This is a genomic window from Methylocaldum sp. GT1BB, assembly GCF_051027545.1.
Lineage (GTDB): Bacteria > Pseudomonadota > Gammaproteobacteria > Methylococcales > Methylococcaceae > Methylocaldum.
The window spans coordinates 1,749,107-1,773,725 of record NZ_CP194902.1; the positions used below are offsets into that span (position 1 = coordinate 1,749,107).

The window sequence follows — 24,619 nt, forward strand, 5'->3', positions numbered from 1 at the left end:
GCGGCGCGCCAGAACGGCATTCCCACGCCACGCGTGGGAACGAGAAGAATAACTGATCGCTGAAAGCTGACAGCTGATAGCTAACATCCATGAACCTTCAATACCCCTACCAGTTCGACGATCGAGGGCGCACCGCCGAAGCCGGCGAGGAGGCGTACATCCGCGGCCTGATCGAGCAGGTGCTGTTCACCTCGCCGGGCGAGCGGGTGATGCGGCCCGATTTCGGCAGCGGGCTCATGCAACTGGTGTTCGCGCCGAATAGCGTCGAACTGGCCGCGACCACCCAGTTCCTGGTGCAGGGCGCGCTGCAGCAATGGCTGGGCCATCTGATCGCGCTCGACGGCGTGGAGGTGGAAGCGATCGAGTCGACCCTGAGGGTGACCGTGCGCTATGCGATCCGCCGTACCGGTACCAGCCAAGTAGCGACGTTCGAACGCGGAGGGGCGCTGCCATGATCTACCATTGCTGCGACGAACGGCGCCGCAATAAGGTCGCCGCCCATCCCACCCTCAACGGCATCGACTATCTGGAAGTGCTGGACCGCGAAGCGCCGCTCGGCAGCCCGCGCCAGCAAACCTTGTTGGTCCGGCTGTTCAAGGCGGTTCCGCCGGGTTTCGCGGCCCAGCAGGTCCGCATCGAAGGCGGCGAGCGGGTGCGCGGCGTCCGCGTCGAATGGGTGGCGCCGGCTTCCGCGCCGCCGGCGGAGGCCACCCCCGCCGAAGCGGCGTTCTTCGCCGGCCTGCCCGAGCCGGACCACGTCCTGCTGGTCCGCGTCGACCGCTACGGCGATTTCTCGCCGTACCGGTTGCGTCTGGTGCGCTCGGCGCTGGACGAAACGCCGCCGCAAAACTTCGACCCGCGGCTTTCCGAGGTGGAATTCTCGTTCAAGGTCGAGTGCGACAGCGAGTTCGACTGCCGGAAGCGGGAGGACTGTCCCGAAGAGCCCGTCCCGGCGCCGGAGATCGATTATCTCGCCAAGGATTATCCAAGCTTCCGCCGGCTCATCCTGGACCGGATCAGCCAACTGGTGCCGGACTGGCGCGAGCGCAGCGCCGCCGACCTGGGCGTGACCCTCGCCGAACTCATGGCCTACGTGGCGGATCAACTGTCCTACCGGCAGGACGCCATCGCCACCGAAGCCTACCTGGAAACCGCGCGCCTGCGCACTTCGCTCCGCCGCCATGCCCTGCTGGTCGACTATCCCATGCACGAAGGCTGCAATGCCCGAGTCTGGCTGCACGTGGCGGTGAATGCGGACGGAGTGGCCTTGCCGCGGGCCGGCACCCGTTTCTACGGCCGGGTGCCGGGTTTGCCGTCGCGTATCGTCCCCGGATCGCGGGATGACGAAGCCGCCTTGCGGAAAAGTCCCGCGATTTTCGAGCCGCTGCACGATGTCGTGCTTTACGCGGCGCATAACGAAATCGATTTCCATGCCTGGGGCGATCGCCGCTGCTGTCTGCCCAAGGGCGCGATTCGGGCGACGCTCGCCGGCCATCTCGCCGTGCTGGAAGCGGGCGACGCCTTGCTGTTCGAGGAGGTGCTGGGACCTTCGACCGGCGAGCCGGGCGACGCCGATCCCGCGCACCGCCACGTGGTGCGGCTGGTCTCGGTACGCAAGTTCTCGCCGGACGACCCCGCGGCGCCGCTCACCGATCCCGTCAGCGGTGCAGAGATTACCGAGATCGCCTGGGCCGCCGAGGACGCCTTGCCGTTCCCGCTGTGCATTTCCTCGGTCACCGACGAGGCGCACGGCGAAGTGGAGCTCGACCGGGTCAGCGTCGCAAGGGGCAACCTGGTGCTCGCCGATCACGGTTTCACCTTGCCGGCGGACGAGAACCTGGGCAGCGTGCCCCCGGCGCGGCTGGTTTATCCGCCCGAGCGCGACGCCAATCGCTGCACCGGCGCCGAGCCCGTGGAGCTTTCGCCGCGTTTCGCGCCGAGGCTCCGTAACCTGCCGCTCACCTACGCGGGCACGGTGCTCAAGACGACCGTGAAGGAGGGAGTGAGCCGCACCGAACGCCTGGCCTTCGATCCGGAAGCGCCGGCGGCGTTCGCGATGCAATGGCTTATGGAGGACTGCCTGCCCGCGATCACCCTGAACGGCGGCACTTGGACGGCGCGGCGCGACCTTTTGAACAGCGAGCCGGACGATCCCCATTTCGTCGTCGAGGTCGAGCACGACGGTTCGGCCAGCTTGCGCTTCGGCAACGGTGTGCACGGGCAACGGCCCAAAACCGGTATGGCATTTACAACGCGCTACCGGGTCGGCAACGGCCGCGCCGGGAACGTCGGCGCGGACACCATCGCCCACGTGGCGAGCGGCGACGGTTCTGTGCTCGGCGCGCGCAATCCCCTGGCCGCCCAGGGCGGCGTGGACCCGGAAGACGCCGCGGTGGTGCGCCGGCGCGCCCCGCAAGCCTTCCGCCGCCAGGAACGGGCGGTCACGCCGGAGGACTACGCCGAAGTCACCGAGCGCCATCCCGGCGTGCAGCGTGCGGCGGCGACGCTGCGCTGGACCGGGAGCTGGTACACGGTGTTCGTCACCGTGGACCGGGCCGGCGGCCTGTCGATAGCCACGGACGACTTCGAGCCCCGGATCACCCGCCACCTCGAGCGTTACCGAATGGCGGGCCACGACACCGAAATCAACGATCCGGTGTTCGTCTCCCTGGAAATCGATCTCCTGGTCTGCGTCCAGGCGAATTATTTCCGTTCCGACGTGCGCGCGGGATTGCTGGCGGTCCTGGGCAACCGGATGCTGCCCGACGGGCGGCGCGGGCTGTTTCATCCCGATAACCTGAGCTTCGGCCAAACCGTCTACCTGAGCTCGCTATACGCGGCGGCCCGCCAGGTCGCGGGCGTGGGCTCGGTGCAGGTGACCCGCTTCCACCGCCAGGGCAGCGAGGACCCGGGGCCGCTCGCCGACGGTTTCCTGCGCCTGTCCCGGCTGGAGATTCCCCGCCTCGACAACGACCCCAATTTCCCGGAGCACGGCGTGCTTCGCCTGTCCCTATTCGGAGGCAAGTGATGGCCGATTCCAGCCTCGACCACTGCGGATGCTGCGCGGGCCTCGACGCCGAGACGCCGGCGCGCATCGACAACCCGCCCGGCCAGTCCGCCGTCGCCTACCGGGTCGGCGTGCACGCGAGCTTCAGGGAATCCCTGCTCGCCCGGCTTTCGAGCAGCGGCTTGCCGGCCCTCGCGGGGCTTACCACCCGGGACGGCGGCGATTTCACCATCGCCCTTTGCGATGCGCTGGCCACCACCCTGGACGTGCTGTCCTTCTATCAGGAACGCATTGCCAACGAGAACTTCCTGCGCACGGCGACCGAGCGCCGCTCGATTCTCGAACTGGCCCGCCTGATCGGCTACGAGCTCGCGCCCGGCGTGGCCGCCTCGACCTTTCTCGCCTTCACCCTGCAGGAGGTTCCGGGCAGTCCCGCGCTGGCCGCGGGTCCCGTGGAGATTCCGGTGGGTGCCAGGGTGCAGAGCGTGCCGGGTCCGGGCGAGCAGCCCCAGACCTTCGAGACCGTGGAGCCGGTGGAAGCCCGCGCCGAATGGAACGCCATTCCTGTGCAGGCCTCGGTCCCCTGGCGCCCGCGCTTCGGCGACCGCGAGCTGTGGCTGGCCGGAGTGGGCAACGGCGTGGGGGCGGGCGATGTCATCCTCGTGGTGGGCCAGGAGCGGCTCGACGATACCGGCAGCGAGCGCTGGGACGTCCGGGTGCTCACGTCCGTGGAGGAGGACCGGGAAAAGCAGCGCACCCGGATCGTTTGGGACGAGCCGCTGGGCAGCGCGAGCCCCCATGTCGAGCCGGCAGGCGCGGGCGCGACAGTTTACGTCTTCCGCCAGCGTGCCGCGCTGTTCGGTCACAATGCGCCGGACCCGCGGATCTTGTTCACGCCGAACAACCCCGCGCCTAACGGTCTCCTCACCGCAGACGGGCAACAGTGGGCGAACTTCGGGATTCAGAATTCCCGGATCGATCTCGACGCGGAGTATCCGAAAATCGTTCCGGGCGGCTGGATCGCCCTGGTCGCCGCGGCGCCGCCGCCCGATTCTGTGGATATCGGGATTCTGGGCCCCATCGAGTTGATTCCGGTGGCTTTCGCCAACTCGGCCGTGGCGTCACCGGTCGCTAGCGCACTCTCCTCGATGCCGTCGGGTTTAGCCAGTGCCGTTTCGTCGAAGCTCGCCGCAGGGTATGTGGAACTCTATCGCGCCCAATCCGTCGCGCATCTTTCCCGCCGCGACTACGGCTTGAGCGGGAAGATTACCCGCATAGTGCCGGACACGACCGAAAACATCGGCCTGTTCGGTCTGCGCGAGACCTTGGTGCTGGCCCAGTCCGAGCCGCTGCCGGTGACCTCGACGCCGCTCGGATTTCCTCTCTACGGCGACCTGCTCGCGCTGGGCCGGCTCGCGCCGGGAATCGGCCCCGGCCGTGCGCTGGCGATCGGCGGCAAGCGCGCCCGCGTGCGGCTGCGCAAGGGCAGGAGCGCTGTGACCATGACGCTTGTGGAAGGGGGCAGCGTGACCGTCGAGGAAGGAGACTCCCTGCGCCTCGCGGCCGCGCCGGAGCAGAAATCCGGCAGCGCATGGCTGGTGCTCTCCCCGCCGCAGTTCGGCGAGCGGCTCGCCAACCCGGGCAGCGCGGAGTTGCGCCTCCGGCTGCTGGACCGGGACGGGCGGGAAGGGGTGCTGGAGGCGGCCGCCGCGGCCATCGAACCGGCGCCGCCGGAACCGGGCGACGAGGAGGTGTCGGAAATCGCTTTCGTCGGGGAACTGGCTACTTCCGTGAGCCAGGACCGCGACCGCAGCTATTTCACCCTCGCGGCGCCCCTCAAGCACGTCTACGACCGCGAGTCCGTGCGCGTCAACGCCAACGTCGCGCGCGCCACCCACGGGGAAACGGTGAACGAGATCCTGGGCAGCGGCGACGCCCGCGTGGCCAACGCCGGCTTCGGCCTGCGCCAGGCGCCGCTCACCTTCGTGAGCGCGGCCACCCCGAGCGGGCGCCAGTCGACCCTAGCCTTGCGCGCCAACGATCTCCTCTGGCAGGAGGTTCCCAGCCTCTACGCCCGGGGGCCGAACGAGCGGGTGTACGAACTCGCCATCGACGACCAGGCGCGAGCCACGGTGCGGTTCGGCGACGGCATCGAGGGTGCCCGCCCGCCGTCCGGCGACCATAACCTGCGCGCCGCCTATCGCAAGGGCCTGGGGCTCGCGGGCAATGTCGCGGCGGGCAAGCTCACCACCCTGCTCTCGCGCCCACTGGGCGTTACCGGCGCCACCAATCCCGAGCCGGCGGGCGGCGGGGAAGACCCGGAAGCCGAGGAGCGGGCGCGGGTCAACGCGCCGCTCACGGTGCTCACCCTGGAGCGGGCGGTATCGATCCGGGACTACCGGGATTTCGCCCGCGCCTTCGCCGGCATCGCCAAGGCCCACGCCCTGTGGCTGCCCAGCGGTCCGGCCCGCGGGGTGTTCCTCACCGTGGCGGGCGAGGAGGGGAGCGCCGTTCCCGCGAACGGCGATACGTTCCGCAACCTGCAGACGGCGTTGCGCCGCCATGGCGATCCGCTCCTGCCGCTGACCCTGGTCAGCTATCGCGACGCGCGGTTCCGGACGCGGCTGGCGGTGAAAGTCGCCGCCGAGGCCGAGCCGGAGCTGGTGCTTGCCGGCGTCGAAGCCCGCCTCAGGGAAGCCTTCGGCTTCGAGGCGCGCGGCTTCGGCCAGGGGGTCTCGGTGGACGAGGTGGCCGCCGTCGCCCAGGCCGTAACCGGCGTCGAGGCGGTGCACGTGGCCGAGCTGCACCGGAGCGACACGCCGGTTCCGAAATTCGCGCCCCGCCTGTTCGCGGCGCTGCCCGTGGCCTCCCTCGGCGCGGCGCCGCTGGCCGCCGAGCTGCTCACCCTGGACGCCGCGCCCCTGGTGCTGGAGACGATGTCATGAGCTTCGACGCCGATACCCTGTTCCGGCTACTGCCGGCCATACACCGCATCCGCGACGCCGAGCTCGCCACGGGTTTAAAGAGCCTGCTGACGCCGGCGGAAGCCGCCGAGCTCGCCGCCCTGAAAGCTTTGCCCAGTGCGACCGTCGCCGAGCAGGAGCGGATCGAGGCGCTGCGCGGGAAAGCCGCCCGCGGCCCCCTCAAGGCCTTGCTGATGGCCTTCGCGGACGAGTTCGCGGTCCTGGAGGAGAATCTCGACCAGCTCTACGACGACCTTTTCATCGAGACCTGCGCGGACTGGGCGATTCCCTATATCGGCGACCTGATCGGCTACGAACCCTTGCACGCCCTGGGAGAGGCGCGCGGCTTGGCCCGCGCCGAGGTCGCCCACACCATCGCCCTGCGCCGCCGCAAGGGCACGGCGGCGGTGCTGGAGCAGCTCGCCCGCGACGTCACCGGGTGGAACGCCCGCGCGGTGGAGTTCTTCCAGTTGCTGGGGACCACCCAGTACATGAACCATCTCAGGCCGCACAGCCGGTACGCGCCCGACCTCCGGCAATGGGAGCCGCTGGCGCGGATCGGCACGGCCTTCGATTCGGCGGCGCACACCGTGGACGTCCGGCGGATCGAGAGCCGGCGCGGGCGCTTCAACATCCCCAACGTGGGGATATTCCTCTGGCGACTCGACGCCTATCCGCATACCCGGAGCCCGGCGGTGCGGGTCGACGACCGGCGCTACCTGGCGAGCCCCCTGGGCCATCCGCTCCAGCTTTACGCCAACCCCGTGGCCGAGGACGAAATCACCCACCTGGCCGAGCCCATCAACGTGCCTGACCCGATCGGCCGCCGGATGCTGGATGCCCGCAAGGCGCTTTATTACGGTTCGCGGGAATCGTCCGGGGCGGAGGTCGACAACGCCGAGCCCAGTGTCGTGCTGTACGCGGACGGGGTCGAGGTGCCCCGGGAAAGCGTCGTGGCCTGCAACCTGGCCGACGACGGCGGCGGCTGGGCGCACGCGCCGCTTACCGGGAGCTTGCCGGACGGTACGACCCTGGGCGACAAGTACGGCATCGATCCCGTGCTGGGAAGAATCGCGCTGGGGGATTCCGTGGCCGTGCCCCAAAGCCTCCAGGTCACCTATCACTACGGGTTCCCGGCGGACCTGGGCGGCGGCGAATATCCCCGCGAGCGCCGCGCCGACGCGCCGGGCGCTCTGGTGATCCGGGTGCCCGACGACCACCCCACGATCCAGGCCGCCCTGGCGGCCCTGGCCGGCGACGGGGTGGTGGAAATCACCGACAGCGGGCGCTACGACGAAACCCTGGCGGTGAACGTGAATGCCGGCGGGCACGTGATCCTGCGGGCCGCCGGGCGGTGCCGGCCGACGCTGATCCTCGGCGGGGATTTCCCCGTCACGGGCGGGGCGAACAGTGCCTTCACCCTGGAGGGGCTGCTGGTGGCCGGCGCGCGGCTGCACGTGCCCGCCGCGGGCAACGAACTCGCGCGCCTGCGCATCGCCCATGCCACCCTGGTGCCCGGTTTGGCGCTGGACGGGGCGGGCGATCCCGTTTCACCGGGCGCCGCGAGCCTGGTGGCCGAACTGCCGGGTCTGGCCGTGGAACTGGAACGGGCGATCCTGGGCGCCCTGCGGGTGGCCGAGGGGGCGAGACTCGCGGCCACGGATGCCATCCTCGACGCCAACGATCCCGCCGCCACGGCTTATTGCGCGCCGGACGAGGTTTCGCCGGGCGGCGAACTTTCCCTCACCGCCTGCACCGCAATCGGCAAGATCAACGCGGACGCCGTGGGTCTTATTTCCAACAGCATCCTCCTGGCCCGCGCCACGCCGGGCGATACTCTGCCGCCGGTGTACGCGCGGCGCCGCCAGACCGGCTGCGTGCGTTTTTCCTATCTGCCCTTCGCCTCGCTGGTGCCGCGCCGCCATCGCTGTCAGCCGGAGAGCGCGGAGGGTGAGTCCGACATTGCTCCGCATTTCACCTCGCTGCGCTACGGCGTCCCGGCGTATTGCCAGCTCATGCGCAGCACTCCGGACGAAATCCGGCGCGGGGCGGACGACGAGAGCGAGATGGGCGCCTATCACGCGCTGTTCGCCGCCCAGCGCGAGGCCAATCTGCACGTACGTTTGCGCGAATTCTTACGCGTCGGGCTGTCGTCCGGCGTTTTCTACGAGACTTGAGGAGCCCGAGCCATGAGCTTCGACTGCAGCCGTTTCAGTTTTCACCCGTGGAAGGATTTCTTCGGGGTGGTGATGCAACAGGGGAGGGTGCAACTGGATTCCGACTGGAACGAGTGGGTGGCGGAGCTCGCGCGCCGCCTCCAGGCCGGGACGCTGGATACCGTGGGCCGCGCGGTGGTGCCCCGCACCACGCCCAACGGCTTCCGCATCCTCGCCACCGCCGGGGCGTTGACCATAGGTCCGGGACGCCTGTATGTGGACGGCCTGCTGGCGGAGAATCACGGCGCACAGCCCGCGCAGTGGGACGCCACGCTCGCCGAACTCACCGGCACCGGCGACGTGCCGTTTTTCGGGCAGCCGTACCTGCCGTTCAACGCGACCGATCAGGCCGCGCCTGCCGATATCTTCAACCGTCCGGTGCTCACGGGGGGGCCGCACCTGGTGTATCTCGACGTCTGGCAGCGCGAGGTCACCCACTTGCAGGAACCGCCCTTGGTCGAGAAGGCGGTGGGAGTGGACACCACGGCGCGCCTGCAAACCGTCTGGCAGGTGAAGGTGCTGGCCGGCATCGACAACGCCAATTGCGCCACGCCGGACGGCGAGGTGCCCGGCTGGGCGGCGGTCATCCGGCCCTCGGCGGGCCGGCTCACCAATTCCACGGGGGATGTGCCGGGCGATCCCAACCCTTGCCTGGTGCCGCCCACGGCGGGCTACAAGGGTTTGGAGAACCAGCTGTACCGGGTGGAGATTCATCGCGGCGGCGGGCAGGGAACGGCCACCTTCAAGTGGTCGCGCGACAATGCCACGGTCGCCACCCGGGTCATCGAGATCCACGGGGGCAACCGGCTGGCGGTGGAGAGCGTCGGCCGTGACGAAGTGCTCGGCTTTCATGCCGGAGACTGGATCGAAATCCTGGACGACTGGCACGAGTTGCACGGGAGACCCGGCCTGCTGCGGCGCATCCGGTCCGGCGACGGGGTGGACGCCGCCACCCGCTCGATCTTGCTCGAAGACGCGCTGCCCGCGGGACTCTTTCCCGTCGACGCCCAAGGCCGCACCAACGCTACCCGCCATACCCGCATCCGGCGCTGGGATCAGTCGGGGCTGGTGCGTCGCGCCGACGGTTCCACCTTCCACGATCTGAACGCCTCGGCGAGCTCCGACGGCATTCCGCTGCCGCCGGTCGGCACCCAACTGGCGCTGGAGAACGGCGTTCTCGTCGAATTCGACCTGGACCCGGCCGGCGGCGAATACCGGGCCGGCGATTACTGGGTGTTCGCGGCGCGCGTGGCGGACGGCAGCATCGAGCCGCTGGACCATGCCCCGCCCCGGGGAATTCATCACCATTATGCCCGGCTCGCGGTGGTGACCCTGCCCGATAGCGAGACCGATTGCCGGGTATTCTGGCCGCCCGAAGCGGTGGGCGAGAGCTGCGATTGCACCGTGTGCGTCCATCCCGAGGGACATAACGCGGGCACCGCGACCATCCAGCAAGCCATCGACAGCATCCGCCAGCGCGGCGGCACCATCTGTCTGGATGCCGGGACTTACCGGCTGGACGCGCCGCTCAACCTGGAAGGCGTCCGTTCCCTGAGGATTCGCGGTCAGGGATGGCAGACTCTTCTGCAGGGGGCCGCCGCCGGGCCCCTGATGCGGATCGCCCAGGGCATCGGCGTGACCGTCGAGAACTTGGCCCTGCTGGGGGCAGCCGCCGGCGGAGGCACGACCGCGCTTATCGAGGTCGCGGCCTGCATCGATCTGCACCTGGTGCATCTGGCCGTGCTCGGCGTGGCGGCCGGCGATGCCACCTCCGCCGCGGTGGGCCTCTCGGGCGCGGTGCTCGCCGCGTCGATCCGCGATTGCACCCTGGTTGCCGAGCAGGGCGTGGCGGCCCTGACCGGGGAGCGCAATTATCTGCTTACCGGGCAATGCCGGGTGACAGACAACGTGTTCCTGTGCAGCCAGCGGGGAGTGAACTTCGCCGGCATGAGCCTTCATTACGGCGAACTGCGGCTGGCGGGCAACTTGCTGCTCGGCTGCTCCCTGGCGGGCGTCGCGGTGACGGGCGGAGCGCTGCCGGCGGCGAGCATCGCCATTGCCGGCAACCTCATGCATATCACCGGCGCCGGGGTGGTCGCGGGCACCGACGGCTTGCGCATCGTCGACAACGAGATCGTGGGCTCGGGCGAGGCGGCGGCGGACGGCATCGTGCTGGAACCCGGCCTGGACAAGGTTTCCATCGATCGGGTCATGATCCACGGCAACCGGATTCGCGGACTACGCGGCAACGGCCTGGCGATCCGCCAAACGCTGGGCAGGGCCATGATCAAGTCCAACGTCATCGAGGACACGGGACTCGGCGCGCTGGTCATGGAGCGCAAGGCCGGCGCCGCCTATCTGTGCCTGGAAAACAACCAGTTTTCGAACCTGGGGGCGGGATTCAATCAGGAGGGTCGGCCGTTTTTCGGCGTGCTCCTGACGGATGTCGCGCGGGCTGACGTGGTCAACAACCTGTTCGCCGGCGTCGCCCGTCAAGCCGCCCAGAGCCCGCTGCGCGCGGCACTGCTGGCGGTGGCTTCGGGGGAACTGCGGGTGGCGGGCAACCGGATGTTCGGCATCGGCCCCCAGAGCTTCCTGGGGCGCACCGTGGGATTGGCGGTGGGCGCCAGCTTCAGCCAACTGGCGGTGGAAGACAACTCGCTGGCGCGCCTGGAGGGGACCGAAACCACGAGTGCCGCCGCCTGGCAAGCGATCGTCGTCGCCCCGTCCGGCGCGGCGCAGGGCGGACCCGCGGGCGGGACTACGGTGACCGCGCCGGGGGTGATGGTCTTGCCCGTGAAGGAAGGCTACCTCTACCTGAGCGCCTTTCGGGCGCGCATCCTGGCGAGCCTGGCGCGCGGCAATACCAGCTTGCGGGGAAACCGCCTGCGCGGGACGCTTACGGTAATGCCTTTGGTGGAAATCGATGACGTGCTGAGCTGTCTCTTCGATCAGAACGATGCCGAACTGAGCGGTGCCGTCACCGCAGGACCGGCGCCGCTGGTCGGGCGCATCGGGTGCGATCACGCGAGCGTGGCCAACAACCGTCTGGTCGGCGTGACCGAATTTCCGACCCTGTCGCTGACCGCGAGAAATTTTGCGGTCCTCGGCAACTTGACCAGCGGTGCCATCGAGGTCAACGGAACGGCGTTGCCGGCACCGTGGAACGCATTAAATGTCCATATTTAGGTAAGGAGTGAATTCATGCGTGTCATTACGCTCAGGAGCGAGGCCAATATCGGTGCCTTGGCCGATCGCCTCTTCGCCAATCTCACGCCGGAAACGCGCAAGGTCGCCGAGGCATCGCTGCTCAAGGCCAACCCCCATCTCGCCCGCGCCGACGCCTTCAAGCCGGGCGCGGTGGTGCGGCTCCCCGAAGTGCCGGGCGTGAAGCCCAAGCCGTCGGCGGCTAACAAGGATCCGCGCGACGATCTGATCGACGGCCTCCGGGAGGCGGTGTCCGGCTATCGCGCCCGCTTGGCGGCGGGGCTGGAAGCCGAGAACGGCGAAATCAAGGCCCAACTGGAACTGCTCAAGCAGCGCGAGATCGCGGCCTTGCTGAAGAACGTGCCGGGTGCGGAGGAACTGGCGAAGGATCTCGCCGATTCGCTGAAACAGGCGGCCAAGACATTGCCGCAAGACATGAAACGCCAGGAGGAGGTGTTCGCTCAGATCGAAAAGGATCTTTCCTCCCTCGTCTGATCGAGCGGCTTTTCCTAACCTCTTCACAAACTCGCTACCGGTTCCGGCAGTCTATTTAGGGGAAAGCAGTCACGAGGTAGCGAGCAGTGGACGCGTTTCTCAACATCGATTGGGCGGAACTCTTCATCCCGAGCGCTCCCGTCGCGGAGACGATCATTCGCGGGACGCTGGTCTACTGGTTCTTATTCCTGATCTTCCGCCTGATCATCAAGCGTGACATCGGCTCGGTTGCCGTCAGCGACCTCATCGTAGTGGTGATCATCGCCGATGCGGCACAGAACGCCATGGCGGCCGACTACAAGTCCATAACCGACGGACTCATTTTGATCGTAAGCGTCCGAGCCTTACCGTGTTGACGGCGTCAAGCCGCGATGGGCTGGGTCAGTTCCGTCACCTGATCGGCCAGGTTCCAGGGTAGGAACTCGTCGATTCGATTGACGGGATGCTCGGCGATGCGGGCCAGCACGGTCCGGAGGTACGCCTCCGGATCGAGGCCGTTGAGCTTGGCCGTGCCAATCAGGGTGTAGATCGCCGCCGCTCGCTGGCCGCCGGCGTCGGAGCCGGCGAATAGATAGTTCTTCCGGCCGAGCGCCACCACCCGCAACGCGCGTTCCGCGGCATTGTTGTCGATCTCCAGACGACCGTCATCGCGATAGCGGGTCAGCGCCGGCCAGCGGGTCAGGGCATAGCGGATCGCCTCGGCTAGCGCCGACTTTTTCGAGACCTGTGTCAGCGTGGTGTGCAGCCAGGTCTGAAGCGCCGCGAGGAGCGGACCCGCGCGGGCTTGCCGCGCTGCGGCACGGGCCTCCGGCGGCTGGCCCCGGATCTCGGCTTCGATCGTATAGAGCGCGCCGATACGCTGGAGCACCTCGGCCGCCAAGGGACTCCTGTGGGCCTTGTGGAGCTCGTAGAACTTGCGCCGGACGTGCGCCCAACAGGCCACTTCCTGCACGCGACCGGTGTCGTACAGCCCGTTGAATCCCGCATAGCCATCCGCCTGCAGGGCGCCTTCGAAGTCCTTGAGATGCGTCCTGGGATGCTGGCCTTGGCGGTCCGGCGCGTAGGCGAACCACACCGCGGGCGGCGTGAGATCACCGGCCGGGCGGTCGTCCCGGACATAGGTCCACAGCCGACCGGTCTTCGTGCGCCCCTGACCGGGCGCGAGCACCGGGACCGGGGTATCGTCGGCATGGAGTTTGTCGCCGGCGAGCACATGCCGGCGGATTGCCGCGACCAACGGCCGGAGGAGGCCCGCGGCTTCCCCGACCCAATCGGTCAAGGTGGACCGGGACAGGTCCACGCCTTCGCGGGCGTAGATGGCCGACTGGCGGTACAGCGGCAGATGATCGCCGTATTTCGAGACGAGTACATGGGCCAGGAGCCCAGGACCCGCCAAGCCTTGGGCGATGGGCCGGCTCGGCGCCGACGCCTGGACGATGCGGTCGCAGCGGGCGCAGGCACACTTGGGGCGGACGTGGCGGATCACCCGGAAGCGGGCCGGGACGTACTCCAGGATTTCGGCGACCTCCTCGCCCAAGGGCTTCAAGGGACCGCCACAGTCGGGGCACTCGGCCAAGCCGGGGGCATGGACCTGAGTTTCGCGGGGCAGATGATCGGGCAGTGACCGGGGCGTTCTTACCCGGCGCTCGGCTGCGCGCGGTTCGACGATCGCCGCGAGTTCCGCATCGCCCGTTTCGAGTTCCTCCAGCTGAAGTTCCAATTGATCGAGGAGCCCGGCCATTTTTTCGGAGCGGCGCCCGAACTGCTGGCGGCGGAGCTTGGCGACGAGGAGTTTCAGGTGGGCGATTTCGACGCGCTGGGCTTCAATCAGCGTCTTGAGGGCGGGAATCTCATCGGGAAGCACGTCGGGGTTGGTCATGCCCCGATTATACCCGCCCTCCGTCAGGCGGCGTGAGAAGGCGCGGTGCGGATCGGGCGGCGCCAGTCGATGCCTTCCAGCAGCATCGACAACTGGGCGGGGGTGAGGGATACCGTGCCGCCCGTCGCCTGCGGCCAGACGAAGCGGCCCCGCTCCAGCCGCTTGGCGAACAGGCAGAGTCCATCGCCGTCCCACCAGAGCAGTTTGATCCGGTCGCCGCGTCGCCCGCGAAAGGCAAAAATGTGTCCGGAGAAGGGCTCGGCTTGGAGCTGGGTCTGGACCAGGGCGGCCAGGCCATCGAAGCCGCGGCGCAGATCGGTCACCCCGGCAGCGATCCAGATGCGGGTGCCGGACGGAGGCGCGATCATGGGCCCTTGAGACTCGCGAGGACGGTGCGCAAGGTCGCCGCATCGACGGAACCTTTCACCTGAACCCGCGTACCCCCGAGTTCGATGGTGATGGTGCCCGGTGGAGCGGATACCGTAGCTTCGCGCGCTGGCGCGGCCAATGCGGGCGTCATCGCCACCGGTAATAAGGTCGGCCCCGGCGGACCGGCCGGGGCGTTCCGGTCCTTAAGGTAGTGTCGGCGCCATTTGAACAGTTGATTGGCGTTGATCCGATGCGCCAGCGCAATCCCCGCGACCGAGGCGCCCGGCTGTAGGGTCCGCTCCACCAGTTCGCGCTTGAACTCAGGCGCAAACCGCCGCCGGCCCAAGGTATCCATCGCCACCACGCCCATTGTGAAGTCAGCATCGTGAGTCATCAGTGCGTCCACCTCAAGAGTGTGCGGACACCCCGTGCATCCGCTCGCACCAGTGTCGCCTGAGCCTTTCAATCCGTCGAGACGGTCCTCGGCGGACGCTTACTTTTGATCAGCACCATCGTGTTCTGGAATTTCCTGCTCGATTGGGCCGCTTACCGGTTCCGATGGATCGAGCGCGTCCTGGCACCTAAAGCACTCGAACTGATAAAGGACGGGCGCATTCTGCATCGTAACTTGCGCCGAGAGTTCCTGACCGAGGAGGAACTGATGCGCAAGGTCCGCGAGAGTGGGGTAGCGGACCTGTCCCAGATACAGGCAGCCTACATGGAAGGGGATGGCACCATCAGCGTGGTTAAACCTAAAAACGGCGGTTGACCGCTTCGATGGCTAAATAAGCTCTTATGAGAAAACCCCTTTATAGCCATCGGGGGTCTCACCCTTTGGGTGACGTTGCTACGCACCCGATTGCACGGCGGGCGGGCCGCCTGGCGGTGTTGCTCCTCGTTGCGGGAGACTACCCCGCGGCCTCGTCGCGCCTTGCCATCCGACCCGCCCGCCGCACACTCGAGCACGTCCAACCGCCGGTTTTAGGTTAAACGGGACTCGTGAATATCGTTGTCCTAAGAAGTCGTCTTCAAACTGCTACGCGCTGCAATATCCGCCTTGTTCAAGGAGGCGAAACGCCGATGAACAACAGCCTTGCACATCCCTGCAATTCGCCTCTGCGGGCTGCTCCGCCGCAAAGTGTGGGACAGGCGAGTCCAGCATCAATCGCGAATCGACCCTATTTGTCTGCTGCTTCTAAGTACATTCATGAAACTTTTGCGGCATAGGAACCGATAATCGAGAGCACCTGCTGTGGAGAGCGGTTGTGACGGTCGAAGAACTCGCGGGCGGCTTGGAGCAAGGCGGCTACCGTCTCGAAGAGTTCGCAATGGGTCACTTCGCGGCGGAAATGGCGCCACAGCATCTCGATCGGGTTGAGCCAAGGGCTATAGGTCGGCAAGTACAGCAGGACCAGTCGCCCGGCGGCTCCGCGCACGACCGCTTCGATCTCGTCGTCTTGATGCGTGTCGGCATTGTCCCACGCGACGTAAATCGTCCCCGTGGGATGCTGGTCCACTATGGCTTGCAGCAGTTCGGCCACCTCCCGACGGCGCTTGTGTCGTTTGAATAAGACCACGGTTTCACCGGTATGGTAATTCACCGCTCCCAACCCATAGCGCTTCTTAGGCTGACCTGGGGTCGGAATCATAATTTGCTGGCCTACCGGGCTCCACAACGCCGTCAAGGTAGGCAGCCAACTGAGGTTAAACTCGTCGGCGTAGTAAAACACATCGCCCGGTTTCAAGTGATCACGGGTGTCTTCGACCGCTTTTTTTTCACCGCATAGTCTGGATCAGGGCTGCTGATCTTATGCTGCGGACGACTGAGCACAATCCCTTCGCGCTTCAAGGTTTGGCGCAGGGTTTCCAGAGCGATGCGAATCCCGGTTTGCTCGGCCAGGTAATCCACCAGCCGTTGCAGGGTCCATATGGAAAACGGCAGGTCCAAACTGCGCGGACGGCGCCGTACCGCCGCCACCAGGGCGGCCCGATACGCCGCCGTCACTTTGGCTTGCCGTCCCGCTCGCGGCGCATCTTTCAGCCCGTCCACGCCTTCGCTCTGATACCGTTTCAGCCACCGCACCACGGTGTCCTCGCTCTCCCGCACGATCCCCGCGATCTCCAGCGCTTTGAGACCCCGCTCGGCCGAGAGCAAGACCATCTGGGCACGAGTTCGGAGTCGTGGGTCCTTGGTCTTTCGATACAGGGTGTCTAACTCACTCTGTTGCGCTTTGCCCAACGGGGGGATCAGGATGGCTTTCATGCCACCAGTGTACGCCCTTTCCGCAGAACTTTATGGGATGTACTTAGAGCGTTTTCCATCCCGGCGTACGGCTTCGTGTCGGGCGGGAAGAACGTAGGTCGGCAATCCCTTCCCAATCGCAAACGGTCGCTTTAGTCGCGACCCTTCCAATCGCAAACGGTCGCTTTAGAGCCTATCCCAGTAGACCCGTTGCCCGCCAAGTAATGATGCCGCAGGCCAAGTGCAGCATGGCAAGATAGGTGTCGGTTCGTTTTTCCCAGCGGATCAAAATCCGGCGGAATCGGTTGAGCCAGCTGTGGGTCCGTTCGACCACCCAGCGCCGCGCCTTGAAACCGGCTTCCTTCTTGATCGCTTCGGCCTCCTCACCGCGCGCTCGAATGTGAGCGGTAAACTGAAAGGCCTTGGCCAAGTCCCTCACCTCGTCATAGTCATAGCCTTTGTCCAGGCACAAGCCTTGCGGCTGCTCCGGCGTGGGTACAGGGCGCGGGACGCCGATGGCCGCCAAGGTGGACCGCGCCAGCTTCAGGTCGTGCCGATTGGCGCCGGCAATCACCACACTCAGCGGCAGGCCCGCGCCATCGGTTAACAGGCTTCGCTTCGCACCTTGTTTGCCCCGGTCGGTCGGATTCGGTCCCGTTTTTTTGAACCCGCCAACGGCGCTTTCGTCATGGCCCCATCCATGGCCAACCACGACCAGTCCAAGCCCTTCAACGCATCATAAGTCAGCAGTCCTTCGCGCCAGAACGCCTGGAACACCCCGGCTTCGGTCCACTCGACAAAGCGGCGATGGGCCGAACTGCTGGAGCAAATCCCGGTGGCGTTCAGCGCATTCCACTGACACCCGGTCCGGAGCACAAACAAGATCGCATTCATCGCCTGTCGGTCCGGCACCCGCGGGTTATGGCACCCGAGCGGATGCGGTTTACGCGGCGGCAAGAGCGGTTCCATCCGTTCCCACAGCTCATCCGGAATGCGCCAGCCATCATCTTTCGTCACCAGTCCCATAAGAGCCCCTCTTGACTCGAAATTTCGGCATTAGAGGTCGCTCATCACGCTTTTGTTCCTACTGGGATAGGCTCTTAGTCGCGACCCTTCCAATCGCAAACGGTATCTCTGGGAGCGCCAGAGCTGCCCTTCCGACAAAGCCCTTCGCCGAGCCGATACGTCGGCAAGGGATTGCCGACCTACATATCCGAATCCCTTACACCGACTCGGAAAACGCTCTAATTTTCATAGCCGGTAAGAAGCTTCTCCAGCCGTTCAACGCGTTCATCCGTCATCTGGGACTGGCACGCCGTGTCGAATGCTGACTTCCACATGCGCACGCCTCCCTCGGTTTCACCGACCAGGGCACACTCCGTATCTCTGAATTTGATCCAGGCCCGCTGTGCCGCTATGAGTGCTGTTTTTGGGAAATTGTCCGGCTCATCTGCCGGCATGGATCGAAGCAGTTTCTGGTAAATCTCATTGAGGCGTTTATCAGCGGCGGCGAAACTAACTTGCGCGGAACGTCCCGTGTGCATCGCGCTGCCCTCTGGCCAGTCCTCGGGGCGGTGATTGTCTGCGAGCGCAATCGCTGGAATCACGAGCAGTGCAATAGAGAGATGCCTAATCATGCAGGTATCCTTATGCCCAACGCCAAAGTTCACCGGCGGCTATGGAACACGGCGGAATTGCCGTCCGGTGCAGCGAAGCGTTGGTCGTTTCGTTGGGTTGATTCAGTTGCCGTTAGTATGTGGTCGGAGCCATCGGAAGCCCGGAATGATCGCCTTTGTAGGGTCCCGTTTTCAACCAGGAATTTGAACGCTGCGAGCGACTGCATCCCCATTCGTCGCATTCCGGCAAGCCAAGCCGGCTCAAGGAGCCAGCCAAGCAGACCGCCTTTCAGCCAGAAAGCGATGGGTTTCGCTGGCGCTCTACCCATCCTACCGCTAACGCTCTTACATCAATTGCCGTAGACAAGCAGCAACGCACGCATTGGCATCGACGTTTATGCGAGCCACGTTCCGACGGTAGTGGTCCGATGCCAGGATTTCATTTACTGCCTCGGGAATTTCCGCCAGGGACCGGACCCGTTTGGCGATACCGTTTTCCTCTGCCCAACGGATGTTGTATTCGAAAAGTATGCGCATGGACGGATTGTCCATGAGCACGAGCGGGATGCGGCAGGCTATGGCTTCATGGATGGAGATCGGGCCTGGCTTGCCTACCATGACATCTGCAAGCCTCATGTATTCCGCGACCTTGGCGGTGTATCCCACGATCAGCTTGGGCTTGCGTGAGCGCCACTTGCAAAGTGCCTCGTAGGCTGCTCTGTGACAACCGCAGATTACGATCATATTCACGGGAGTCGCTGCAGCATCCAGCCGCCGCGCGATGTCGACCATGTACCTTGAGCCCTGGCCGCCAAAGAAGATGAGTACTGTCGGAAGATCCCTTCGCAATCCCAATTCTTCGAGAGCGTCTGCCGCGTCGGTATCGACGGGTGCGAGAAAAGACGGGTGAACCGGCATACCCCCGAGAGAAAAGACATGAGACTCCGGCACGCCGTTTTGCAAGGCTTGCTGCACGAGCCGCTCGGTTCCGCACAAGTAGTAGGACATCAAGGCCGGGTCGAACCAGTACCGGCTATGGAACTCTTCGAAATCGACCGGAATCGTCACACAGCGCACTTCCGGGTTACTTTCGCGGGCGGCGGCGAAAATGATTCCATTGCAAAGAGGAATCGTCGAGATCACGACATGCGGCGCTGCGTGTTTCCAAAACGCGGCAAGGCGCGGGGCCGCTGGCTGCATCAAGGTCATCAATCCCCTTCCGAGCGCGATGTATTGCCGCAAACCGATCATCGTTTCCCATTGCAGACCCGTGTTGTAAAGCTTAATGCCCGCTCGGGTGAGCCAATCCAACAAAGAAACGTGAGAAAAAATCTGGTCGGTGTTGACTGCCCGAACATCGGCTTCGGGAAGAGAGCGTTGCAGTTCGGCCTGTAGAGCCATGGCTACGCCTTTGTGGGCGCCCCCACCATTGAAGTAAACGATGTCGACTCTCTTGCTTTTGCCGTCTTCGGTTACAGGCCTCTCGTGAATCGATGAAATCTCAACGGTTTTCGTCATAGAGCACCTTCCGTGTACTGGGTACAACGATTCGCGATCAATCTCCGATTTTGAAAAGCCGCCCAATACGTCCTGGCCTTTTCTCTCGGTATGCGTCTTCTTGCGCGGTTCCGTGTTTCATGAGCTAGCGCGTTTTTCATCGCTGTGTACGGATTCGTGTTCGGGTGGGAAGAACGTAGGTCGGCAATCCCTTGCCGACTTATCGGCTCGGCAAAAGACTTTGTCGGCAAGGGATTGCCGACCTATCTATCGGGCTCCCTGATACCAGATCGGAAAATGGTCTAGCGTCCTTCTGCCATCTGTAAGACGATCACGATAGCTTTTTGCAACACTGTGCGTTGTTTTCTGTGAATTAGGACCTTATGCGGAAGGGTTCGTTTGCGAGACCGTTTTGGCGTGTGAGTTTTTGTTTACAGGTTTTTCGTGAAGACAAGCTATCGCCACGTTCGCCTTAAGGAAGCTCTGATTGAATCCTTCGACAGGCCTGTCCTGAGCCAAGTCGAAGGGCTCAGGACGAACGGTAACGTATTGGTTCCGTTCGTGGTGAGCTTGTCGAACCATGAACGGAATCAACTTGATCAGAGCTTCCTTAAGCGACCGGACTGGCGAGATTCGCCCGAGAAACCGGCTAAAGATGCGATAAGTTTCGCTGACGCTCCATCCAATCCGCCGTGCCGATGCCTTTCGTGTTCACCGATTCACCCGATTGCTTGTCAGGAAAAGGCAAACGCCAGCATGCTGATCGAACCCAGCTCGATACCTTCGGTAATGAATCGGAGGTCGTCTCCAGGCTGGCGCGCGCCCAAGACGTACAACAGCGGCAAATAATGATCCGGCGTCGGCACGGCGAGTAGAGCCTGGGGGGCAAGCCGCTCATAGTCGATCAATGACGTATGGTCCCCATTGACGAGACAATCGTGCACGCGTTCGTCGAAACGCAGCGCCCAATCGTGGGCGGGCGCGTCATGGTCCCAGTTCACCATTCGCAGATTGTGCACGGTATTGCCGCTGCCCATGATCAGCACGCCTTCATCGCGCAATGCCGCCAATTTCTGGCCGAGCTGAAAATGAAACAGGGGCGGCTTGCTCGCATCGATGCTCAACTGCACGATGGGAATTTTCGCCTGCGGAAAGACATGCGCGAGCACCGACCAGGTGCCGTGATCCAGCCCCCAGTTCCGATCGAGTGCGACGGCGAGCGGCGACAACAATTCCGCCACGCGTTGTGCCAGCTCGGGAGAGCCAGGCGCGGCGTATTCCACTTCGTACAAGGCCTGCGGAAAGCCGCCGAAATCGTGGATCGTGCGCGGCGCGGCCATCGCGGTGACGGCGGTGCCATGGATATACCAGTGCGCCGAAATGCAGAGCACGGCTGCCGGCGGGTGTTGCAGCAACCGCCTTCCGAATGATGCCCAGGCGTCGGTATGCCGATTGTGCTGCAGCGTGTTCATCGGGCTGCCGTGGCCGAAAAATACGGCGGGTTGTCGATAGCTGGTCGCAGGTACGGAGTTCATGGGCAGACTCGCGGGAAATTTGGCGGTAGATCGGCGTCCGGCATTTTCGCGTCTCCCTTAGACCAATGTATCGGAACAGGAGCTTCAATAGACTTGATCGCCCATGGCCGATGAAAAACCTCTTGGGCAGGGTTGTGGTCGATGGTGGATATGGCGCTATCGGCTCTGTGAACGGACAAAGACCATTGACCGAACTCGCGCAGGGGGGGCGTTACGGTTAAGCTAATGCGCCCCTGCGCGGGCTCATCGATTATTTATGATTTTAATTTGCGGGTTAAACGTTTTATAAAACGTCAACGTGTTAGCTAATGGGCTCGACGGGGAAAATCCTTCAAAAACCCAAAGCTGCAAATAAGAACAACTCTCCAAACGGCTCTCGTCAGGCTCGTTACCTTGGGTTCCCGGTTAAAGCGTTAATTCTTGGTAACCAGGTATCCTCCAACGGCTATCAAGCCTACTGCGACGATTGCCCATAGTATCCTTGCGACAGGATTCCTCCCCTTAGCTGCGGCTGCCTTAAACTGTTGATGAACCGATGGGTTTTTTGCCAAGTAGTCTTCTATTGCTTCCTTCGCGTCCTTCAAGCCAATTTTGTTATGTTCCAGGTAATGTCTAATGGCATCTATCAGTTGACCATTTTGCAATGCCACAAGCGCATTGATTGGCATACTCGAGTGCGGTGAAGATGATGAAGACCGGCCATCATGCTTGAGTTCTCTTTCAACCAATTCCTTGGCATGTTTCAAATCCAGGCCGGTATCTTCCCGAACGATCTTAATGGCTTCGATGATGTTTCCGTTTTTCGCCGCCGCCATAGCTGACGGCGATATTTTTTGTTCAGATACATTCACTTGACTGGACTCCGATTATGTCCTCTAACATGCCCGAGTTCAGGGTCGCTTGGGAGCGGGCAAAGCCCGTTGGAAGGCATCTAACTCGAATGAATAAGCTTAGATTATGTTTCGCTTCGCTCTCGCAATCCAAGCTTAAATACGTCGCTATGGTTTTCATGGTGAACGCTGTGCCCGAGCGAGTATGTCATGAATGACCTCTGTTTTTGCGTCCGCATAGTCCTGGATGTCTTTCCAGATTCGTGCTGCCAATTGACGCTTGGTCTCCTCGTAGAGTTTCCGGTCGTCATCATGTGTCCGGAGCCAATCCCGGAATGCCAGCATCCGATCGATTTCAGGGCATCCGACAGTGAACACGTGAAGATTACCGTCAGGCTCCGGGGCTTTTAGCATTCGGTGTTGAAACCAATCGGGCTCGCGAATGCGCATCACAAAGCCGAGCGACTCAAGCGGAGCGACATAGGACGATTCATCCGCGGAATCGGACACTGCGAGGACCATGTCGATGAGCGGTTTCGCTGATAATCCCGGAACCGATGTGGAACCGACGTGCTCAAGCAGCAGCACCTTCTCGGATAGGGCGTCACGAATTCTGCTGGCTTGCAACGCAAACTGTTTCGGCCAATAGTGATCGTAGGGTGCCAGATAGACGGTGCTATTCAGAGGCTTGCGTTCGCCGACCGTTACCGCAAGAAGATATTCGTTGCTCGTGCCCGCCTGAGCTTTTGAATCGTCAGAAAGCGGCATTCTCGTTTTCTCCGTATGACGCTAAGTACATTCAGGGAAGTCTTGCGGCATAGACAACCTGCAGGACAACCCCGCCAATCAAGCCAATCTGTCGAGATTCCGCAAATATTTGCGGAATGTACTTAGAGCATTTTCATACCTACTGTACGGGCATTCGCGCGTAGGTCGGGAATCCCTTCCCAATCGCAAACGGCGTCTTCGGGAAGGGCGTGGCCGGCGCTCCCGGCCAGGCCGTTTGCGATTGGAAGGGTCATCCCAGCGCTCCTGGGATGACCGTTTGCGATTGGAGCGCCGAAGCCGCCCTTCCCGACGGTGCCGTTGGGCCAACGGGTTCGTCGGCAAAGGATTGCCGACCTACAACCGTGCCGCCCTGTAGGTCGGGAATCCTTTCCCGACGCCACCTGCCAACCGAGCGTCTTCGTCGGCAAAGGATTGCCGACCTACGAAAGCTTGAATCAATTTACCGTCGCCGAAGGCGCATCGCTTGTGGCCGTCCGTGTTGACGGTGTTGATAGGCAAGCTCACTCCTGTTCTTGAAACCATGCTTCCAGACCGCTCCAACGGTGGGTGCCCAGGTAACGGGTTCTACAAGTCGTTCGATAATAGTTGCCGCCATCTGCTCCGAGAGAACATCTGAGATCCAACGGTGCGGGCTTGGTGTAGTGGCGAGCGATCAAAACGACGATCTTGTCGGCGCCGCAGCGCTCGATCCAAGCGTCTCCATGGACCTTATCATCCTGAGCCGAGCGGGTGAGCGAATAGGTGGATTTGCCGTAATCGACAATAAGCGATCCCGCATAGGCGGATCCCGTAAGAGGGTCCTTCCCGACGATTTCGTAGGAACCACCGAGACCGGCAGGAAACTCCGGATCGATTGTTGTATCGCGTTCACAAAAGTCCGCGGCGTAGAAGCTCGCCGGCGATCCGAGGAGACAGAGCGCAAGCAATCTCTTCATGGCAGACTTAAAGAATTACTCATCCGACCACAAAAGCGGCCGTCCAAACAGTGACTCGTAACACCGAAACCACGCGGCTTTTGCCGGGCAGCTGGGACCGGAAGTTGGATTACCTCGTCTGCGAAAATACAAATTGTTTGGATTTCTGATTGAAGACGTAAAAAGCAAAATCACTGTCTTTTCTGTCACAACTAAGGGTTATTTGTTCTACCTTAGATTTATAGCTCCCGACATTCATGTATATAGGCGTCATGATGAACCCGAATGAACAGTCGTGGTCTTGCGGATTAAACTCCTGAGTTACGGTTCGGGTGTGCTTGTCTATCACTTTGATCGTTTTGAAAATCACGCCGGACTCGGTACCTTCATAAACACCAATGAATGCGTGATTCTTGGTTTGCCCCCAAAATGGGATTTCTATATTGCCTTTCGTCAATCCCGCGCCGGTCTTGTCATCCAAAATAGTGTTTCGGTGCAGGCTCACATCGTAGCTCTTTCCGCCACTGACCCATGTTCCCTGAGCACCAGTCTCATCTGCGCTCAGCTTGAATTGGCAAGATGATGTGTCAAATCCAGATCGGGAACCTTGAACAATAATGCGATCAAATTCAGTCTCGTCATGAATTTCGCAAAGCTCAATAGTGCCTGAGCTACCGCGTTTGCCGTAGATCGGAATCGGAATAATGTTCTTGTCATAGTAGTAGCTCCCGTGGAAGGCTAGGCCACTGCCAAAGTCGTATTCCTGAAGTGAAAAATGGATGGGGTACGTACCAATTTTGCCGATGTAATTAGTGACCTGATACCACCCCGCTACCGCATTCCTACCGAAAAGTAGCAGCAATATCCCAAAAAAGGCGACTTTCCTCATACACGATCTCGAAGTGTAACGAGGGTATAGAAAAACCCTATTTTCGAGCATTTTATTAACCCGGCTTATAAATATAGGCCGGGTTAATCCGGGGCAGGGATGCCCCGGCGCGGCGACAAGCCGCGTGAGCCCAGGCCGGGCGTGTACCGGCCTGGGCGGCGGCCCGAAATA

The 24,619-nt window shown here is 63.3% G+C and carries 20 protein-coding genes and 1 pseudogene; 8 read left to right on the top strand and 13 right to left on the bottom strand.

The genetic code is table 11. The features are described 5' to 3' along the window. Positions 1 to 89: 89 nt before the first annotated feature. The 7 genes from ACR2TX_RS09235 to ACR2TX_RS09265 all read left to right on the top strand — a co-directional run bounded on the left by ACR2TX_RS09235 (position 90) and on the right by ACR2TX_RS09265 (position 12,244). A complete protein-coding gene (locus ACR2TX_RS09235) occupies positions 90 to 455 on the top strand; it encodes a GPW/gp25 family protein (protein ID WP_077729991.1) in 366 nt (121 codons plus the stop codon). After that, complete coding sequence (locus tag ACR2TX_RS09240; RefSeq protein WP_086134068.1) at positions 452 to 3,028, top strand: putative baseplate assembly protein; 2,577 nt, start codon at positions 452 to 454, stop codon at positions 3,026 to 3,028. The genes ACR2TX_RS09235 and ACR2TX_RS09240 overlap by 4 nt, the downstream gene beginning before the upstream one ends. After that, the gene (locus ACR2TX_RS09245) at positions 3,028 to 5,952 is read left to right on the top strand and encodes a putative baseplate assembly protein (RefSeq protein ID WP_434131901.1); all 2,925 of its coding nucleotides are present in this window, start codon (positions 3,028 to 3,030) and stop codon (positions 5,950 to 5,952) included. The genes ACR2TX_RS09240 and ACR2TX_RS09245 overlap by 1 nt, the downstream gene beginning before the upstream one ends. Then, on the top strand, positions 5,949 to 8,147 hold the full coding sequence (locus ACR2TX_RS09250; RefSeq protein ID WP_434131902.1) for a hypothetical protein: 2,199 nt from the start codon (positions 5,949 to 5,951) through the stop codon (positions 8,145 to 8,147). Before ACR2TX_RS09245 ends, ACR2TX_RS09250 begins: the two co-directional genes overlap by 4 nt. Positions 8,148 to 8,159: 12 nt before the next feature. After that, positions 8,160 to 11,375 (top strand): DUF6519 domain-containing protein, encoded by a 3,216-nt coding sequence (locus ACR2TX_RS09255; protein WP_434131905.1) that lies wholly within the window; start codon positions 8,160 to 8,162, stop codon positions 11,373 to 11,375. Positions 11,376 to 11,390: 15 nt separating this feature from the next. Then, the gene (locus tag ACR2TX_RS09260; RefSeq protein WP_086134070.1) at positions 11,391 to 11,888 is read left to right on the top strand and encodes a hypothetical protein; all 498 of its coding nucleotides are present in this window, start codon (positions 11,391 to 11,393) and stop codon (positions 11,886 to 11,888) included. 86 nt (positions 11,889 to 11,974) lie between these two features. Further along, the gene (locus ACR2TX_RS09265) at positions 11,975 to 12,244 is read left to right on the top strand and encodes a hypothetical protein (protein ID WP_434131907.1); all 270 of its coding nucleotides are present in this window, start codon (positions 11,975 to 11,977) and stop codon (positions 12,242 to 12,244) included. Between the two features lie 5 nt (positions 12,245 to 12,249). Here ACR2TX_RS09265 and tnpC read toward each other — a convergent pair whose 3' ends face one another. From tnpC to tnpA, 3 genes are read right to left on the bottom strand one after another with little or no spacing between them, the layout of a single operon-like run. Beyond that, positions 12,250 to 13,767, bottom strand: a complete 1,518-nt coding sequence (tnpC, locus tag ACR2TX_RS09270; RefSeq protein WP_434130602.1) for an IS66 family transposase — start codon at positions 13,765 to 13,767, stop codon at positions 12,250 to 12,252. Positions 13,768 to 13,790: 23 nt separating this feature from the next. Then, entirely contained in the window at positions 13,791 to 14,135 is a 345-nt protein-coding gene (tnpB, locus tag ACR2TX_RS09275) for an IS66 family insertion sequence element accessory protein TnpB (protein WP_077732713.1), read from the bottom strand. Continuing rightward, entirely contained in the window at positions 14,132 to 14,530 is a 399-nt protein-coding gene (gene tnpA / locus ACR2TX_RS09280) for an IS66-like element accessory protein TnpA (RefSeq protein ID WP_434131909.1), read from the bottom strand. The genes tnpB and tnpA overlap by 4 nt, the downstream gene beginning before the upstream one ends. Positions 14,531 to 14,635: 105 nt before the next feature. Between tnpA and ACR2TX_RS09285 the strand changes: the two genes are divergently transcribed. Next, on the top strand, positions 14,636 to 14,905 hold the full coding sequence (locus ACR2TX_RS09285) for a DUF421 domain-containing protein (RefSeq protein WP_434131911.1): 270 nt from the start codon (positions 14,636 to 14,638) through the stop codon (positions 14,903 to 14,905). 436 nt (positions 14,906 to 15,341) lie between these two features. On the opposite strand, the gene ACR2TX_RS09290 is transcribed toward ACR2TX_RS09285, so the two are convergent. The 10 genes and pseudogenes from ACR2TX_RS09290 to ACR2TX_RS09335 form a co-directional block, all read right to left on the bottom strand. Then, complete coding sequence (locus ACR2TX_RS09290) at positions 15,342 to 15,881, bottom strand: IS630 family transposase (protein ID WP_434130369.1); 540 nt, start codon at positions 15,879 to 15,881, stop codon at positions 15,342 to 15,344. Then, positions 15,878 to 16,399, bottom strand: a complete 522-nt coding sequence (locus tag ACR2TX_RS09295; protein ID WP_156882070.1) for a helix-turn-helix domain-containing protein — start codon at positions 16,397 to 16,399, stop codon at positions 15,878 to 15,880. Before ACR2TX_RS09295 ends, ACR2TX_RS09290 begins: the two co-directional genes overlap by 4 nt. Positions 16,400 to 16,571: 172 nt before the next feature. Beyond that, positions 16,572 to 17,404: pseudogene (locus tag ACR2TX_RS09300) on the bottom strand (IS5 family transposase). 218 nt (positions 17,405 to 17,622) lie between these two features. After that, complete coding sequence (locus ACR2TX_RS09305; protein WP_434131913.1) at positions 17,623 to 18,015, bottom strand: lysozyme inhibitor LprI family protein; 393 nt, start codon at positions 18,013 to 18,015, stop codon at positions 17,623 to 17,625. Between the two features lie 324 nt (positions 18,016 to 18,339). Next, entirely contained in the window at positions 18,340 to 19,512 is a 1,173-nt protein-coding gene (locus ACR2TX_RS09310) for an MGDG synthase family glycosyltransferase (protein ID WP_434131914.1), read from the bottom strand. Between the two features lie 713 nt (positions 19,513 to 20,225). Beyond that, complete coding sequence (ygiD, locus tag ACR2TX_RS09315) at positions 20,226 to 21,026, bottom strand: 4,5-DOPA dioxygenase extradiol (protein WP_434131915.1); 801 nt, start codon at positions 21,024 to 21,026, stop codon at positions 20,226 to 20,228. 413 nt (positions 21,027 to 21,439) lie between these two features. Beyond that, positions 21,440 to 21,877 (bottom strand): hypothetical protein, encoded by a 438-nt coding sequence (locus ACR2TX_RS09320; protein WP_139841199.1) that lies wholly within the window; start codon positions 21,875 to 21,877, stop codon positions 21,440 to 21,442. A 156-nt stretch (positions 21,878 to 22,033) separates the two neighbouring features. Next, a complete protein-coding gene (locus ACR2TX_RS09325; RefSeq protein ID WP_434131917.1) occupies positions 22,034 to 22,624 on the bottom strand; it encodes a GrpB family protein in 591 nt (196 codons plus the stop codon). A 521-nt stretch (positions 22,625 to 23,145) separates the two neighbouring features. Continuing rightward, positions 23,146 to 23,580, bottom strand: coding sequence for a hypothetical protein (locus tag ACR2TX_RS09330; RefSeq protein WP_086135722.1), 435 nt, complete (start codon positions 23,578 to 23,580; stop codon positions 23,146 to 23,148). 109 nt (positions 23,581 to 23,689) lie between these two features. Beyond that, positions 23,690 to 24,448 carry a hypothetical protein gene (locus ACR2TX_RS09335; protein ID WP_086135723.1) on the bottom strand — a complete coding sequence of 253 codons (759 nt, stop codon included), beginning with the start codon at positions 24,446 to 24,448 and terminating at the stop codon, positions 23,690 to 23,692. Positions 24,449 to 24,619 lie beyond the last annotated feature (171 nt).